The organism is Streptomyces sp. NPDC043738 (assembly GCF_056436545.1).
Window position 1 is genome coordinate 24,994 of record NZ_JBWKCJ010000009.1, and the last position, 14,581, is coordinate 39,574.

The 14,581-nt window shown below is 68.6% G+C and carries 17 protein-coding genes; 13 read left to right on the plus strand and 4 right to left on the minus strand.

Annotated elements, in window-relative coordinates; all coding sequences use genetic code 11:
- Positions 1–123: 123 nt before the first annotated feature.
- From AC0680_RS14480 to AC0680_RS14490, 3 genes are all read left to right on the plus strand, one after another.
- The gene (locus AC0680_RS14480; protein WP_478628124.1) at positions 124–1,617 is read left to right on the plus strand and encodes an MFS transporter; all 1,494 of its coding nucleotides are present in this window, start codon (positions 124–126) and stop codon (positions 1,615–1,617) included.
- Positions 1,618–1,982: 365 nt separating this feature from the next.
- On the plus strand, positions 1,983–3,143 hold the full coding sequence (locus AC0680_RS14485) for an alkaline phosphatase PhoX (protein WP_478628126.1): 1,161 nt from the start codon (positions 1,983–1,985) through the stop codon (positions 3,141–3,143).
- A gap of 119 nt (positions 3,144–3,262) precedes the next feature.
- Entirely contained in the window at positions 3,263–3,919 is a 657-nt protein-coding gene (locus AC0680_RS14490; protein WP_478628129.1) for an HNH endonuclease family protein, read from the plus strand.
- A gap of 274 nt (positions 3,920–4,193) precedes the next feature.
- Here the strand turns inward: AC0680_RS14490 and AC0680_RS14495 are convergent, their stop codons facing one another.
- Positions 4,194–4,991: an SDR family NAD(P)-dependent oxidoreductase gene (locus tag AC0680_RS14495; RefSeq protein ID WP_478628130.1), complete on the minus strand. Its 798-nt coding sequence runs from the start codon at positions 4,989–4,991 to the stop codon at positions 4,194–4,196.
- A 62-nt stretch (positions 4,992–5,053) separates the two neighbouring features.
- Here AC0680_RS14495 and AC0680_RS14500 point away from each other — a divergent pair, with 62 nt between their 5' ends.
- Together AC0680_RS14500 and AC0680_RS14505 are read left to right on the plus strand one after the other, a co-directional pair.
- Positions 5,054–5,263, plus strand: coding sequence for a helix-turn-helix domain-containing protein (locus tag AC0680_RS14500; RefSeq protein WP_478628132.1), 210 nt, complete (start codon positions 5,054–5,056; stop codon positions 5,261–5,263).
- 1 nt (position 5,264) lies between these two features.
- The gene (locus tag AC0680_RS14505; RefSeq protein ID WP_478628135.1) at positions 5,265–5,837 is read left to right on the plus strand and encodes a Clp protease N-terminal domain-containing protein; all 573 of its coding nucleotides are present in this window, start codon (positions 5,265–5,267) and stop codon (positions 5,835–5,837) included.
- Here AC0680_RS14505 and AC0680_RS14510 read toward each other — a convergent pair.
- Positions 5,834–6,772 (minus strand): ATP-grasp domain-containing protein, encoded by a 939-nt coding sequence (locus tag AC0680_RS14510; protein WP_478628137.1) that lies wholly within the window; start codon positions 6,770–6,772, stop codon positions 5,834–5,836. The genes AC0680_RS14505 and AC0680_RS14510 overlap by 4 nt on opposite strands.
- A 251-nt stretch (positions 6,773–7,023) precedes the next feature.
- Here AC0680_RS14510 and AC0680_RS14515 point away from each other — a divergent pair, with 251 nt between their 5' ends.
- Positions 7,024–7,584 carry a hypothetical protein gene (locus AC0680_RS14515; protein WP_478628139.1) on the plus strand — a complete coding sequence of 187 codons (561 nt, stop codon included), beginning with the start codon at positions 7,024–7,026 and terminating at the stop codon, positions 7,582–7,584.
- 287 nt (positions 7,585–7,871) lie between these two features.
- Here AC0680_RS14515 and AC0680_RS14520 read toward each other — a convergent pair whose 3' ends face one another.
- On the minus strand, positions 7,872–8,420 hold the full coding sequence (locus AC0680_RS14520; protein WP_478628141.1) for a MarR family winged helix-turn-helix transcriptional regulator: 549 nt from the start codon (positions 8,418–8,420) through the stop codon (positions 7,872–7,874).
- A 52-nt stretch (positions 8,421–8,472) separates the two neighbouring features.
- Between AC0680_RS14520 and AC0680_RS14525 the strand changes: the two genes are divergently transcribed.
- The 5 genes from AC0680_RS14525 (at position 8,473) to AC0680_RS14545 (ending at position 11,878) form a co-directional block, all read left to right on the plus strand.
- Entirely contained in the window at positions 8,473–9,171 is a 699-nt protein-coding gene (locus AC0680_RS14525) for a TIGR03086 family metal-binding protein (protein ID WP_478628143.1), read from the plus strand.
- A gap of 233 nt (positions 9,172–9,404) precedes the next feature.
- Positions 9,405–9,881, plus strand: coding sequence for a DNA-binding protein (locus AC0680_RS14530; protein WP_478628145.1), 477 nt, complete (start codon positions 9,405–9,407; stop codon positions 9,879–9,881).
- Positions 9,882–10,139: 258 nt separating this feature from the next.
- Positions 10,140–10,640 carry a hypothetical protein gene (locus AC0680_RS14535; RefSeq protein WP_478628147.1) on the plus strand — a complete coding sequence of 167 codons (501 nt, stop codon included), beginning with the start codon at positions 10,140–10,142 and terminating at the stop codon, positions 10,638–10,640.
- A 233-nt stretch (positions 10,641–10,873) separates the two neighbouring features.
- Entirely contained in the window at positions 10,874–11,194 is a 321-nt protein-coding gene (locus tag AC0680_RS14540; RefSeq protein ID WP_478628149.1) for a hypothetical protein, read from the plus strand.
- Positions 11,195–11,407: 213 nt separating this feature from the next.
- On the plus strand, positions 11,408–11,878 hold the full coding sequence (locus tag AC0680_RS14545) for a DIP1984 family protein (protein ID WP_478628548.1): 471 nt from the start codon (positions 11,408–11,410) through the stop codon (positions 11,876–11,878).
- Positions 11,879–12,227: 349 nt separating this feature from the next.
- On the opposite strand, the gene AC0680_RS14550 is transcribed toward AC0680_RS14545, so the two are convergent.
- On the minus strand, positions 12,228–13,289 hold the full coding sequence (locus AC0680_RS14550) for a DnaJ-like cysteine-rich domain-containing protein (protein ID WP_478628152.1): 1,062 nt from the start codon (positions 13,287–13,289) through the stop codon (positions 12,228–12,230).
- Positions 13,290–13,512: 223 nt separating this feature from the next.
- Here AC0680_RS14550 and AC0680_RS14555 point away from each other — a divergent pair, with 223 nt between their 5' ends.
- Both AC0680_RS14555 and AC0680_RS14560 read left to right on the plus strand, forming a co-directional pair.
- Positions 13,513–13,719 carry a hypothetical protein gene (locus tag AC0680_RS14555; protein ID WP_478628155.1) on the plus strand — a complete coding sequence of 69 codons (207 nt, stop codon included), beginning with the start codon at positions 13,513–13,515 and terminating at the stop codon, positions 13,717–13,719.
- 54 nt (positions 13,720–13,773) lie between these two features.
- Positions 13,774–14,307 carry a DinB family protein gene (locus tag AC0680_RS14560; RefSeq protein WP_478628158.1) on the plus strand — a complete coding sequence of 178 codons (534 nt, stop codon included), beginning with the start codon at positions 13,774–13,776 and terminating at the stop codon, positions 14,305–14,307.
- Positions 14,308–14,581: the final 274 nt, after the last annotated feature.

Consider the following 14,581-nt stretch of genomic DNA (forward strand, 5'->3'; position numbering starts at 1 on the left):
ACATTGCGATCTTCGCTGTTGTTCCCCCTCCCCGGCCGACCGAGGGTGGTGGAGCGGGAGACGACCCCGTCCCCGCCCCCATCCACCCACGTCACCGAGGAACCGAGGGATCGAGAGATGCAGATGAGCGCGAGAGACTGGGGCGTGTTGTTCGTCCTGTGCGGGGCGATCTTCCTGGAGGGCATCGACGTGGCCATGCTCAACGTGGCCCTGCCGTCCATCCGCGCGGACCTCGGCATGTCCACCGGCGAGCTGCAGTGGGTCATGAGCGCTTACGTCCTGGGCTACGGCGGCTTCATGCTGCTGGGCGGCCGCGCGGCCGACCTCTTCGGGCGCCGCCGGATGTTCGTCTTCTGGCTGTCCGTCTTCGTGGTCTTCTCCGGCCTGGGCGGCTTCGCCACCGAAGGCTGGATGCTGATCGCCGCGCGGTTCGTCACCGGCGTCGCGGCCGCCTTCATGACCCCGGCCGGCCTGTCCGTCATCACCACGAGCTTCGCGGAGGGGCCGCAGCGCGACCGGGCCCTGCTCATCTACTCCGGCACCGCGGCCGGCGGCTTCTCCATCGGCCTGGTCGTCGGTGGGCTGCTCACCGCGGCCGACTGGCGCTGGGTGTTCTTCGCACCGGTCGCGCTGTCCGCCGTCCTCCTGGTCGCCGCGCTCGCCCTCGTGCCGAAGTCGCCGCGGGAGGACCGGGCCGGACAGGGAGTCGACCTGGCGGGCGCGATCACCGTCACCGCCGCCATCGTGCTGCTCGTCCTGGGAGTCGAACGCGCCTCGCACGCGGGCCTCGGCCAGACCGCCGGCACGCTGGCCGCCGGCCTCGCCCTGCTCGCCGTCTTCGCTGCCGTCGAGCGCCGCGCCGCCACCCCGCTCGTCCGCCTCGGCATCCTCCGCCGCGGTTCGCTGGTCCGCGCCAACCTCGTCGGGCTCCTCTTCGCAGCCGGCTTCTTCGGCTTCCAGTTCCTGGTGGTGCTCTACCTTCAGGAACTGCGCGGCTGGTCCACGCTCCAGACGAGCTTCGCGATGATCGTCATCGGCATCGACGCGATCCTGTCGCCCACGCTCACCCCCAAGCTCGTGGACCGGTTCGGCAACGCCCGGGTGATCTTCGGCGGGCTGCTGCTGGCGGCGCTCTCGTACGGCCTGTTCCTGCCGGTCGGCGCCGACTGGGCGTACCCGATGATGCTGCCGAGCCTGATCCTCCTGGGCCTCGGCTTCTCGTTGGCGTACGGACCGCTCACCATCGTCGCCACGGAGGGCGTAGCGGAATCCGAGCAGGGCCTGGCGGGCGGCCTGCTCTACACCTCCTTCCAGTTCGGCGCCGCGCTCGGCCTCTCCGCCGCCACCGCCGTCAACGTCGCGGCCACGGATTCGGGCAGCCCGGCCGCCCTCCTCGACGGCCACCACGCCGCCCTCGTCGTCCCGCTCGCCACCGCCCTGCTCGCCGTCGCCATCGGCGCGTTCGGGCTGCGGGGCCGGGGCCTGGGCCGCGTGGGCACGATCCCGGGCACCGTGAGCACAGACCGTACGGACGGCGCGGACCGTACGGACAGCAGGGACCGTACGGCGGACCATGCGGACCGCGCGGACCGTACGGCGGCCCGCACCGCGAACTGAGGCGCTGTGCCGGCGGACGGATCCCCCGCACTCGGCCTGCTCGTACCCAGCTCCGAGTCCCCGACCGCACTGGGCTGACCGTAGAGCGGCCCACACCCCCGCGGCACCTGGGCGAACACCGCAGCCGGCGGCCGGAGGCACAGGCCGTGCGCGGCGTGTGCCCCGCGGTCTGGAAGGTTTCCCTGCCGTTCATTTAGTGGCATGAGTGATCGTTTCTGCGCAAAACCTACTCACCGGTCGGCCGGGAAGAGTTCGCCTGCGGGCCCCTGATCGGTCCGGCGCGGCGGCCCTAAGTTCTCCTCGGTGACCAGTCGGCAACGCGCTCAACTCCTCATTTTTCGCAGTCCCTTGACGAAGGAGTAGAAGTGGAACGTCGTACCTTCCTGCGCGGAGCCGTCATCGGCACCTCGGCCGCCGCCTTCGGCGGCACCCTCCTGCACGGCGCCGCCTACGCGGCCCCGGCCCAGAACGGCCCCGGCCCCTACGGCGCACTGGGCGGCGCCGACGCCAACGGCATCCAGCTGCCCAGCGGCTTCACCAGCCGGGTCATCGCCCGCTCCAGCCAGGCCGTCTCCGGCACCTCGTACACCTGGCACAACGCCCCCGACGGCGGCGCCTGCTTCGCCGACGGCTCCGGCTGGATCTACGTATCCAACTCGGAGATCAACCCCAGCGGCGGTGCGAGCGCCGTCAAGTTCAACTCCTCGGGCACCGTCACCGGTGCCTACCGCATCCTTTCCAACACCCGGCAGAACTGCGCCGGCGGCGCCACCCCGTGGAACACCTGGCTCTCCTGCGAAGAGGTCTCCCTCGGCTCCGTCTACGAGACCGACCCGTGGGGGGTGAACGCCGCCACCCGGCGCGACGCCATGGGCAAGTTCAAGCACGAGGCGGCCGCCGCCGACCCGGGGCGCCAGGTCATCTACCTGACCGAGGACGAAACCGACGGCTGCTTCTACCGGTTCACCCCGACCACCTGGGGCAACCTGGCCTCCGGAACCCTCCAGGTCCTCAAGGCCGGGACCGGCACCTCGGGCTCGTTCACGTGGGGCACCGTGCCGGACCCCGACGGCTCCCCCACCGCGACCCGCAACCAGGTCTCCGGCGCCAAGCGGTTCAACGGCGGTGAGGGCTGCCACTACGCCAGCGACACCGTCTGGTTCACCACCAAGGGCGACAACCGCGTCTGGCAGCTCGACCTGACGAACAGCACCTACGAGCTGGCGTACGACGACAACCTGGTCAACCCCGGTCCCGCCCCGCTGACCGGCGTCGACAACGTCACCGGCTCCTCCTCCGGCGACCTGTTCGTCGCCGAGGACGGCGGCAACATGGAGATCTGCATCATCACCCCGGACGACATCGTCGCCCCGTTCCTGCGGATCACCGGCCAGTCCGGCTCGGAGATCACCGGACCGGCCTTCTCCCCCAACGGCACACGGCTGTACTTCTCCAGCCAGCGCGGCACGAGCGGCAGCTCCTCGGGCGGCATCACCTACGAGGTCACCGGCCCCTTTCGCACCTGACCGACCCGATAGCAGTCCTAGTCGCTTCTGGTGGCCCCGGCCCATGCGCCGGGGCCACCGAACGAGTTCCCCGCACGAGTTCCCCGCACGAGTTCCCATCCGCCCCTCAAGGAGCATCCGTGTCCCTCGCCCTTTCCCGACGCCACTGGTTCGGCCTGACCGGCGCGACACTGGCCGCTGTCGCGCTGTCGACGATGACGCTGACGACCCCGGCCCAGGCCACCCCGCCCAACATCCCCAGCAAGTCCACCGCCCAGTCCGAGCTCAATGCGCTGACCGTGGCCGCCGAAGGCAGCATGACCGGCTACTCACGCGACCTGTTCCCGCACTGGATCACCATCTCGGGCACCTGCAACACACGGGAAGAGGTGCTCAAGCGCGACGGCTCGAACGTCGTGGTCGGCAGCGACTGCTACCCGGACTCCGGCAGCTGGTACAGCCCCTACGACGGCATCACCGAGCACGCGGCATCCGACATCGACATCGACCACGTCGTCCCCCTGGCCGAAGCCTGGCGCTCCGGTGCCAGTTCGTGGACGACCAGCAAGCGCGAGGACTTCGCCAACGACCTCGCATACCCCCAGCTGATCGCGGTGACCGACAACGTCAACCAGTCCAAGGGCGACAAGGACCCGGTTGCCTGGACTCCGCCCCTGTCCTCTTACCACTGCACCTACTCCAAGATGTGGATACGGTCCAAGTACCACTGGAGCCTGACCCTCCAGTCCAGTGAGAAGACGGCGCTGCAGAGCATGCTCAACACCTGCTCCTCATGACCGGACGCCCGTTCGCCTGAGACGCATCAGCGGGGCCGCACACCCTTCATCAGTGGCATACCGGCCCCGCTCACTCACCCGCTCACCCGCCACCCTCCACGCGCAGGGCCGGCCCACAGCAGCGATGGTGGACGAGGGGCTGCGCGCGCGACATCGATATCGATATCGACACCGACACCGACACCGTCCGCGTCTCCGAACGCGCCTCCTCGCCCGTTACCTGCCCCATCGGGCCGTGCCCGACGTCGATCTGCCGGGGCGTACCGGGTCGGAACTAGTCCGGGAACGGGCCGCGCACTGTAACGCCTCCATCGACGACGAGACTTTGGCCCGTCACATAGGACGAGAGCGGCGAGGCCAGGTAGACGGCCGCAGCAGCTGCGTCGCCGGGGGCGCCGAACCGGCCCATCGGAATCTCAGCGGCTCCCTCGGCGTCCCGCGTGCCCGCCACCGGGGTCGCGATCGCTCCGCACGCCACGACGTTCATGCGAATGCCATCGCCGGCATACTCCGCGGCGACGGTCTTTGCGAGGCTCGCGAGTCCGGCTTTGGCAGCCCCGTAACCTGCCTGCATGGGCGCGGCCATCGCTCCGGTGACCGAGCCGACGCTGACGATGGATCCACCGCTACCTTGGGCCAGAAACGTACGGATGGCAGCACGGGCCGCACGCGCCACATACCGAAGGTTCATCTCGTAGACCAGGTCCCAGTCGTCGTCACTCATCTCGTGCAGCCGCACGGCGGGCACGAACGCAACCTGCCCTCCGACGACGGTCACGAGGGTGTCGAGCCTGCCGAACTCGGCCGCCGCGTGAGCGACGAACCCATCGACATCATCCCGGGAACGGACATCACCGACCAGCGGAATGGCGCGTGCACCGGCACTTGTCAGCTCATGAACCGCATCACGCGCTCGCTCCGGATCGATGTCCGCGACGGCTACCGCCGCACCAGCCTCAGCGAATGCACGCGAGATCGCGTGCCCGATACCTTGACCTCCTCCCCCGATCACCAAGGTGTTCATGCCGTCGAGTGGTTCAGCAAAGTCATCCACTAGCGGATCATCACACATCCCCCTCTCCGCCCGTCAATCGTGGTTGACAACGACTTCCGCGTCAACGTAAGTTGACAGGTATGACCGAGGCAACCGATCTCGCCGAGCGAGCAGGTGACCGTGACCCGCGAGTCGGGCTGCGAGCCGTGGCCGCGCTGCGGCGACTGCTGGAGCAGCTTGAGTCCGTACAAGTCACAAGCGCCCGCAACCAAGGCTGGTCGTGGCAGGAGATCGCCAAGGAACTGGGCGTCAGCAGGCAGGCTGTACACAAGAAGTACGGGAGGCATTGACGTGTTCGAGAAGTTCACCAGGAGCGCCCGTGACGTGGTCAAAGGCGCGATCGGCCACTCCGGGCGGGCCGGGGCCGGCGCAGTCACCGAGGAGCATCTGCTGCTGTCCCTGCTTGACGCAGAGGGCACCACAGCCTCCTCCGCCTTGGCCGCACTCGGCGTGGATCGGCGTCGCGGGGCCCTGGAGGGGGCACTGCGGGAGGCCCGGCAGCGTGGCGGGATCTCTCGGGCGGACGCCGAAGCGCTGGCCGGCTTCGGTATCGACGTGGACGAGGTCGTCGCCCGTGTCGAGGCCACCCACGGACGCGGCGCCCTGGCCGCCGTCCGCACAACCAAGCGCTGGCGGCCCGCAGGGCATCGCCCCTTCACCCCTGAGGCGAAAGCCGTGCTGGAGCGCTCCCTGAGGGCCGCACTGGCTCGCGGCGACCGGCACATCGGCGACGAGCACATCCTGTTGGCGCTTGCCGCCCACCCTGGCGTGGTGGCGGACGTGCTCGCCGAGTACGGAGCCGACCAGGCCGGGATCGAGCGCGCGCTCAGGGATAGCGGGCCGGGGCGGGCCAAGGCGAGCTAGCGCATCTGACGGTGGCGCTCGATGCAGGCGGTGATGGCGGGAATCACCGCTGTCATCTCCGGGCGCCAGCCTGGGACCGCGTTGACCTCGCAGATGGTGTGGGCACCGGTCGCGGTGAAGAGGAGATCAACGCCTGCGATGGTCAGGCCCAGAGTCCGTGCGGCCAGGACCGCGAGGGTCTCGGCCTCTGGATAGCGGCCTCGGCAGAGGCTGGCGGCGCCGCCTCGGGCGAGGTTCGAGGCAAGGGCGTCGTCGCGCGCGGTGCGTACCGCGGCGGCGACGGGTTCGCCCTCCACGATGACGACGCGCAGGTCCCGTCCGTGCGAGGGGGCCACGTACTCCTGGAAGAGGAGGGGCATGTCGTGGGCAGCGCCGTCGGCCGCCTGACGCAACGCGGGGAGGTCGGGGACAAGGGACACCTGGCTGCCCTGGTAGCCGTTGACGGGCTTGACCACGCAGGGCACGTCAAAGCCCGGGGTGCGGACGACGCCGTTCAGCGGTGCCGTGGCGTAGGAGAGCGAGGCGGGCACCGGAAGGCCGGCCGCGGCCAGTTCTTGCAGCTGCCAGAACTTGTTCCGGCAGGTGATCTGCGATTCGAGTGAGTTGAGGAGCGTGCTCCCCATGCGCTCCAGGTGCCGCAGGAGCGTCACTTCACGGTCGTGGTGCATCGAGCCGGGTACCTGTCGTACGCATACGACCTTCGGGGCGGGCATCTCCTCTCCGACCAGCGTGCGCAGGCTCAACCGCCCGTCGCGGACACCGAGGAGGAGCTCGTCCGTGTGCCAGACGGCGAAGCGCGAGCCGTACGCCGCGGTCAGCGCATCGGCCAGAGCACGTGTCGCCCCCACCGGCTCAGCCGGATGGGCACGCACCAGCAGCCAGATATCGGGAAACGACCGCTTTAACGACAACGACTCCGCCATGTGTCCGCTCATCCCCATGAGACAACCAGTAACAGCAGGAGATTCTCGTCGAGGCGGCACCAGGTCGTGTTGACTCGCCGGACGCGCCCCTCGGCCGAAGCCGAACCTCCGGTCCGCCGCAGTGCCGTTCGATCGACGTCTCGACATCGGCTGGGAGCGTCGCGTTGGCCTGTTGCGATGTTGGTTGCCCCCGGCGCTGGAGCAGGCCCGCCTCCTGCGAGCATGTGGCCCTTGCGGGCGGATCACAGGAGAGGTGGAGGGCAGTGGAGACGTTGGTGGCCGAGGCCGTCACGGAGGTACTGCGCGGCGGGGACGGAGCGATGGTCCGTCTGTACGTAGCCGCCTGCGCCGAACGCATGGCGCCGCTGTTTGTGGGACTGCGGGCCGGCGCGGCGGGCCGGGCGACCGACGTGGATTTCTACGCGGAGTCCGTACGCGACCTTTGGTCTGCCGACCGCCCGCTCTCCGACGCCGCGGAGCGCGTACGTGCGCTGGAGCGGTTCCCCGAACTGCAGCCGCGCGACGAGGAGGTCACCGACGTCGCCGGTACCTACGCCTTCTTCGCCGCCCTTGTCCTGCGTCACGCCCTGCTGACCAACGGCTCCGGGAGCCCGACTGACGCGGTGTCCTGCGGCCACGCGGCGCTCACCGCGATGGGGATGCTGGACCAGAACGTGGTCGGCGCCGGCTTCCGTGCGCAGGAGCATGAACTCCAGGCCCGCTCGGTGTCCGGTGACGCCGCGGGGCTGTGGGAAGCGAGTGTCGAGGCGGGGCGCGAACGGTTCCGCACCGTGCTCGGCCGTACCGCCGGCAGCTCGGGCTGAAGCCACACGACCCCGAATCCGAGCCCCGACCGCTCTCTCCAGCAGCACATGAGGGGAGCGCCGCACCACTCGGCCAAGCGTGCCAGGTGTGGCGCTGAGTCTCCACGGCGACGGCGCCGGTCGTGGGCCGCACGGAACCGTACGGATGGCTGCGGCGCGAGAACGGCGGGTCGAGGGTCTCTGCGGGCACCGGCTGGAGCAGTACGCCGACGGAGGGTTCCTGGTGATGGCCGTCCGTCCATCCCCGACTCCCCGATGGCCGAAGCGGACCCGCATGCACGAGGTCGTCAGGACCCGTCTCTCTGGTCAGGGTCAGGGTCAGGGCCGGGCCCAGGAGAGGGTCGCGGCGCGCCCCGACCCGCCTTCCGCGGCGTCAGTTCCGGCAGTTCGGACAGTGTCTGCAGCGCCTTCAGGAAGCCGGCGCGGTCGGCGGCCGGCAGCTGGGTGAGCAGTCGCTCCTCGCCTTGCTGGATCGCGGCCTGTACCGCATCCCGCAGCCGCCTGCCCGCAGCGGTGAGCGACAGCAGACGAACCCGCCGGTCCTTGGGATCTGGCTGACGGTGAATCAGCTCCCGGGCCTCCAGGTCGTCGAGGACGGGGATGATCCGGGTCTTGTCCGCCCTGATGGCCTCGGCCAGCGCCGCTTGCGTACGGATCGGTGACTCGTCGAGGTGCAGCAGTACCGAGTAGGCCCACATCGTCAGACCGTGCGCGTCGAGGATCGGCTGCTCCGCCGCCATGAGCGCACGGCCCAGGGGCACGATCATCGCCGCCAGATCGGGACGGGCCGGCCGCCCCTTGGAAGTGGTGCCGCTGTCGGCTGCGCTCTCGGCCATGGTCAAGAAAATACCCGTTGACAATTCATGCGCTCACGCAGATCGTAAGCACATGCATATGAATAACGACGGCAGCTCCACACCGCACGCGGACTTCGCGCGCCTGAGGCGTCTCCATGCCCAGGCGGTACAGGACAGCGTGGACCTGGTACGCCGGACGACCCCCGGCGATCTCCGCAAGCCAACGCCCTGCTCGGCGTGGACACTGTCGGATCTGCTCGCCCACATGACGGCCCAGCACCACGGGTTCGCGGCGGCGGCGCTCGGGCACGGGCAGGACCTGTCGCACTGGTCGGTCCGGCCGCTCGGCGAGGATCCCGTCACGGAATACGTCGAGGCGGCCGAGCACGTCATCGCCGCGTTCACGACCCTGGAGAGCCCCGATCGCGAGTTCGCGCTCCCCGAATTCACCCTCGCCCGGACCTTCCCCGCCGCCCGCGCGATCGGCTTCCACCTCGTCGACTACGTGGTGCACAGCTGGGACGTCGCCCGCACCCTGGGCCTCACGTACGCACCCGGCTCCGAACTTCTCCAGGCCGCACTGCCGATAGCCCGCGCCGTCCCGGACGACGACTCCCGGCTCGCCCCGGGCAGTGCCTTTCGACCGGGTCTGACCGCAGACGAAGACACCGGCACCCTGGAGAAGATCCTGGCGGCGCTGGGTCGCTCGCCGGACTGGCGCACTCCCCTCTCCCGCGACAACCACACCGGCCTGGAGCGCGGCGCGGCTGCCGGCGACAGCACTTGCTGAAGGCCCCTACACACGCACCGCGCCGACCGAGAGCACACCGCACCGTTGTCCGGCATGGCCCCTCACGCAGCTCCCCGTCGTGCGCCCCTCCACCGAGGGGCGGGCCATTGACGGCGACGACCTTCAGGGCAGCGCCGAACCGTCGACGTTGACACGGGACTTGGCGAGACAGCAAACATTCTGTTCACAACTATTCGTTGACAACAAATAGTGAGTCACCTCATCCTGGGTGCATGGCATCGACTCCCGATCAGCCCGCCGACCCCTTCACGCCCCCGCATCCGGACCAGGCGCGTGCCCACCGCGTATACGCGTCCCTGTTCCGCATCTCCGAGCGACACGCGGCCACCGACGAGCAACGCCGCCGACAGATCCACCCGTCCGCCCTAGGGCCGCACGAAGCCATCAGGCTCGTATCGTTCCTGCTGAGCGGCGCCGCACGGCTCGAGGACGGCGAGCCAGAGGTGGACCACACCGACATCACCGCCGCCTTGAGCCTCGTGCCACTGGCTCGCGGCGAGATGGACGAACTGGAAGCCGGACTCCTGCAGATGGCGCGGGGCCGCGGCATGACCTGGCCGGAGATCGCATTCAGCCTCGGGCTCGGCACCCCTCAAGCCGCCAGACAGCGCTATGAACGACTGATCGCACGTACCACCACGGACACAGAGCAAGGACCGGAGCAGAGCGGCTCCTCGTCGCCTCGATGAAGGAGGCTGCCTGGGGGAAACGGCCCTTCAACCTCGCAGGGGTAAATTCCTGGCTCCGACCCCGGCCCCGGTTCCGCACACCCTTCCCTGGACACAGAGGGATTGCCGCCGGTGAGCGTCAGCGGTGACCGGGGCGTTGAACAGATCAGGCAGACGGATTTTCGTTCGCCGTCGACTGGTTGTCATTACCGATTCTGAGCCGATAAGGCCGGAGGGAGACATACGGTGTCTGTCCCATGGGGACTTTTGATATCTACCGTGGGAGGTATCGCCGCCACCCTCGTGGGTGTCGTCGCGGGCGGTGTCGTGGGACGGCGCGGCCAGAACCGCCAGTGGCTCCAGGAGTCACGGACGGCCGCGTACGAGAAGTTCCTCCAGGCCTTCGGCGCTGTGGAGATGGAGCTTCGCGAGGCGTTCGTCGACAGACGCGCGCCCGCCGTGGACTGGGAGCCGTTCAACGCCTCTCTGCAGTCGATATCCCTGGTGGCAAGCCAGGACGCCATGACGGCGGTCAACCAGATCTGCGACGTCATCGAGGAGTTCACCATCCTGTTCCATGGCCGTCAGCCGACGGATCTGGAAGAGCTCCGGCCGATTCACACGGGGCTGTGCGAGGCGCACGTGAGGTTCGTCAACGCGGCCCGTCGATCCCTCGATCCCTTGCAGGAAAACCTCATCCGGACCCAGGGCGGACCGTCCCCGTGGCACGGGGTCGAGTCCATCTGGGCTCGGGGGGACGGGCGCCCAGGATCCGAATAGCGGACGCTGCCCCGACCACCTGCACCTGGGAGATCCGCGCCTGACACCACCACGACGTACCCGGTCGAGCTCCTGACGCTCCAACGACAGTACTTTTGGTGGGAGTTGCACCGGCACTCGATCAGACGTAGAGGGCTCCGCCCTCTCGGCCCTCAATGATCCCCAAACCGGGAAGGCAAGCGCCGGCCTACAGTGCGAGCAAGCCCCTCCCAGCAACGGAGAGCAGTCACTGAATGTCGATCTACTTCAACGTGTACGGCCTTCGGGAGAAAAGCCTCGGCGAAGCGGAACGGCTCATCGCCAACACCCTGGAGGTAGAATTCACTTCGCGTGAAAGCTCCTTCAAAGGAGGAGAGTACTTCTCGCATCGGGGTGCGAATCTATTTGAGATCACAATTGAGTCGAACTTTGCGGACGACGAAGGAATCCTCGCCGTCCCAGAATTCCCCCAGTATCCGACACTCATCTTCGTCAGCTACGCCACCTCGGAAGTACAGCGTCGACTGAACGCACACGGTGGGATCGACCTGCTGCGCACCGAGACGGCCGAGTAGCCGTCGACGATTCTTCAGATCCCCACCCACCCACGGCTCGGCAGGCAGCTCTCCCCACCTGGCATCGGCATGCCTGCCGGGCTCGACGGCTCATCCCGTACTCGTGGGTTCCCGTGCCTGGTCCAGCCCTCATCGGATCGAAAACCAGGTGCGAATGAGCCCGTTTGCATCCGTATACTCGTGCGAACTCATGAAGGACGGGAGGTGGAGACAGTGAAGCTTGCTGAGGCGCTGGCGGAACGCGCGGAGGCGACGCGCCGTGTGGAGCAGTTGCGCGCGCGCATCGTCAGTAGTGCGCGGTACCAGGAAGGCGAGACGCCCGCCGAAGATGCATCCCAGTTGCTGGCCGAAGCCGGCGAGGTGATGGACACCCTTGAAAAACTGATCCGACGGATCAACCGGACAAATGCCGTTGTGGAGATGGGCTCGGACGGCACACTCACCGACGCGCTCGCACGCCGGGACGTGCTGCGGACGCGTCACTCGGTCATCACCGCGGCGGCGGATGCGGCAGCGGGTACGGGTGAGCGGGGATACGGGCGCCAGCTTCGGTCCGAGCTGATGATGCTCTCCGCCCTCTCGGTCGCGGAACTGCGCGGTCAGGCGGACGACCTCGCACGGGAGATCCGTGAGATCGACGTGCGGATCCAGCGGACCAACTGGGAGGCCGATCTGCTGGACTGAGCCGTCCCAGCAGACGAGGACGATGTGGAGCAGGTAGCCGTTTCGGAGGCGTGCACACACCGAGGGCTGGCGGTTTTCCAGCCCACTCCTGGCGCGTGAAGAGCAACGCGGGGGTTCGACTCCCCTTTAACAGTGCAGCTCAGCACCGCGTACAGGTAATGGTGCACATCGCACAGCACATCACCACGTGCAGATCCGGACCGGTGAGGGCGGGTTCGGGGTTTCCCACATCGCAGCAGGACGGACCCCCGGGGGAATGGCGGAGACGGGCTTCGCTCTTCGGTGGGAACGAACATCATCGACGAGTGATCTCACTACCGCCCGGCGTCACCACTTCGGGAGCGCGGCTCTACGACAGCAAACGCGACAGCAGATAGAGCACCGCCAAGACTCCCAGGACTGCCCCGGCGATCTGCCACGTCCTCTGTGGCGAGGGCAGGATGACTACCTGCGGTGCGGACTTGCCGGGATAGACGTAGTAGATCCGGTGCCGATGCTCGGGCACGACCACCCGGGCCAGTGGCAGGTACCGCAGGTCGGCCGCTCGTGCGATCTCACCGTCCCGCCGCTTGAGGCGAGGCTTGAGGAGAGCTTTGAACTCGCCCTCGAGGTCGTCGGGGACGGAGTCGTTGTGGGTGAGGAACGTCTTGTGCCAGTTGCCGTACTCGCGTGCGTGCTGACGCGCCATGTACGGCAGGCCCGACTCGGGCCACTTGATCTCCTCGGTCCGTGGCTGCCGGCTGATAACGCCTTCAGTCCACGTCACGGTGTGGCCGGTGCCCGCGCATCGCTTGTGGGACTCGGTTCCTGCGCCGTCGCAGTCGGGACACTCTCGGGTGCCCCTCCCTCGGCAGGTCGAGCAGGTGACGTGTCCGCGGCCTCGGCATGTCGAGCATGCGGCGTCGAACGCCCCACACTTTTTGCAGGTGACGCGCTCGTCTGCCGCCTGCCGCCCGTCTTCGGGAGCCTTCTGGGTTCGACGGCCTGTGCCGTCGCAGCGTAAGCAGGCCTCGATACCGCGGCAGTCGCCGCAGGTGGTGGTCGCCGCGCAGGGCAGGTCCCCTCGCCCCTGACAGCGCGAACAGGTCACCTTCCCGTTGCCGCACGGACAGGGGTCGTCTTCGACCGAGCCACGTTGCACCAGCTGCAGCGTCGTCGCGACGGCAGGGTCCTGCGGTGGGGCGAGGGGGTGGCGATCCAGCCTGTCGTATCGCGGGCGGCCCGAGAGGTCGATACGCCCGCGGTGAATCCGCTTGTCCTCGGTGCGGGTCTCTATGGACCGCACGATCCTTCCCTCCAGGAGCGAGTGCCAGGTGATCTCGCCGGAAGCCGGCAGGCCCACCTTGGGCGCTTCCCCGCGCTCGGCGATGTGCTGTCGCACCGCTTGCAGGATGTCCGTCTCGCTCAGCATGAGTCTCCCCTGTTTCGGCCGCGGCCCCTCCCCGCGGCCGTCGAAGGCACCGTAGCCAAAACGCACGGCGGGCGGTGCCGAACCTCCGCGGCTGCCCGCCGGCACTACGCGATCCTGGCGCCCTGGCTCTGATTCGACAAGATCCCCTACCCGACCCCGTACGAGATGCCTAACTTGGCAGCACGTTGCGGTGCTACCGCTCCGGTCACTTTCTGTCGGTCGAATGAGGCATGGCCATGGCTATCGTGAGATCACGCTGCGGGTGGATACGGCCGAGCACGTCGCAGCCGCGGGCGTTGAGGTCGACGACGCGGCGCACGGGCGGCTCCCGCCCCGTCTTCAGCCCGCCGTGGTCACCATCACCGCACTCACTCTGCCGGGTGTCCTGATCGCTTTGCCCCGCCTGGCGGAGGAGACTGCCCGCACCTGATCGGGCCGGGAGCCCCGCCCTCTCCGCCCCTTCCCCACACCGAAAGGTGAAGTCATGCACGACCTCCAAACGCTGCTGCGCGAGTACGACCGCGCCCGCGCCTACACCGACGACCTGTGGAGGGACCTCACCCCGGACGAGGTCGTCTGGCGCCCGCACGAGAACTCCAGCGCAATCGGCTGGCACCTCGGCCACCAGGCCCATGTCGCCCATTTCATGATCCGCAACCTCACCGCGGCCGAGCCCAGCCCCGACCCGGAGTTGGACGCCGTGATGGACTCCGCGAATCCGGAGAAGTTCCGCGGCGCGCTTCCCACGATTGAGCGGCTCACCGCGTTCCGCGACACTGTCGCCGAGCGGGTCCACGTCCGCATCGGCGACATCGCCGCCGGACGTGTCGGCGCCCCCACCCAGATGTCCATCGTCGCCACCCATCTGCTGACCGCACTCATCAACCACGAGTACCAGCACGACCAGTGGATCAGCGAGGTCCGGGCGGACGACCTCGGCCACGCGCTCCCGCCCGACCCCGAGTCGGACCGGCTCAGCCGCGTCGACGGCTACCTCGTCTGCAACCCCTACGCCTGACTGCCGCACAGGCGGACTGGGTGTTGCCGGAGGCCTCCCATCTGGTGGTCTGCGACGCGAACGTGGGAGCGGCCCGGCGCAGGCGGCTGATCGCCAAGAACGGCTGCTGCCTGGAGCCGGGCCGCTACCTGGAGGCTCGCAAGGCGCCCGGAGCGAGGACGGGCCCGCTCAAGCCGACCGTCGTGCCTTCGCGCCTTCGCGCCTTCGCGTCAGAAGCCCTTGGCTGTGGCCGGCCGAACGGACATCGCGCGGCCGTGTCCGCATCCGACCTGCG

What these genes read in the sequence shown, in the direction of transcription:
- AC0680_RS14480 (WP_478628124.1), top strand. Translation starts at nt 124, where the DNA reads ATGAGCGCGAGAGACTGGGGCGTGTTGTTCGTCCTGTGCGGGGCGATC.
- AC0680_RS14495 (WP_478628130.1), bottom strand. Translation starts at nt 4,991, where the DNA reads ATGTGTGATGATCCGCTAGTGGATGACTTTGCTGAACCACTCGACGGC.
- AC0680_RS14500 (WP_478628132.1), top strand. Translation starts at nt 5,054, where the DNA reads ATGACCGAGGCAACCGATCTCGCCGAGCGAGCAGGTGACCGTGACCCG.
- AC0680_RS14510 (WP_478628137.1), bottom strand. Translation starts at nt 6,772, where the DNA reads ATGAGCGGACACATGGCGGAGTCGTTGTCGTTAAAGCGGTCGTTTCCC.
- AC0680_RS14520 (WP_478628141.1), bottom strand. Translation starts at nt 8,420, where the DNA reads ATGGCCGAGAGCGCAGCCGACAGCGGCACCACTTCCAAGGGGCGGCCG.
- AC0680_RS14525 (WP_478628143.1), top strand. Translation starts at nt 8,473, where the DNA reads ATGCATATGAATAACGACGGCAGCTCCACACCGCACGCGGACTTCGCG.
- AC0680_RS14530 (WP_478628145.1), top strand. Translation starts at nt 9,405, where the DNA reads ATGGCATCGACTCCCGATCAGCCCGCCGACCCCTTCACGCCCCCGCAT.
- AC0680_RS14540 (WP_478628149.1), top strand. Translation starts at nt 10,874, where the DNA reads ATGTCGATCTACTTCAACGTGTACGGCCTTCGGGAGAAAAGCCTCGGC.
- AC0680_RS14550 (WP_478628152.1), bottom strand. Translation starts at nt 13,289, where the DNA reads ATGCTGAGCGAGACGGACATCCTGCAAGCGGTGCGACAGCACATCGCC.
- AC0680_RS14555 (WP_478628155.1), top strand. Translation starts at nt 13,513, where the DNA reads ATGAGGCATGGCCATGGCTATCGTGAGATCACGCTGCGGGTGGATACG.
- AC0680_RS14560 (WP_478628158.1), top strand. Translation starts at nt 13,774, where the DNA reads ATGCACGACCTCCAAACGCTGCTGCGCGAGTACGACCGCGCCCGCGCC.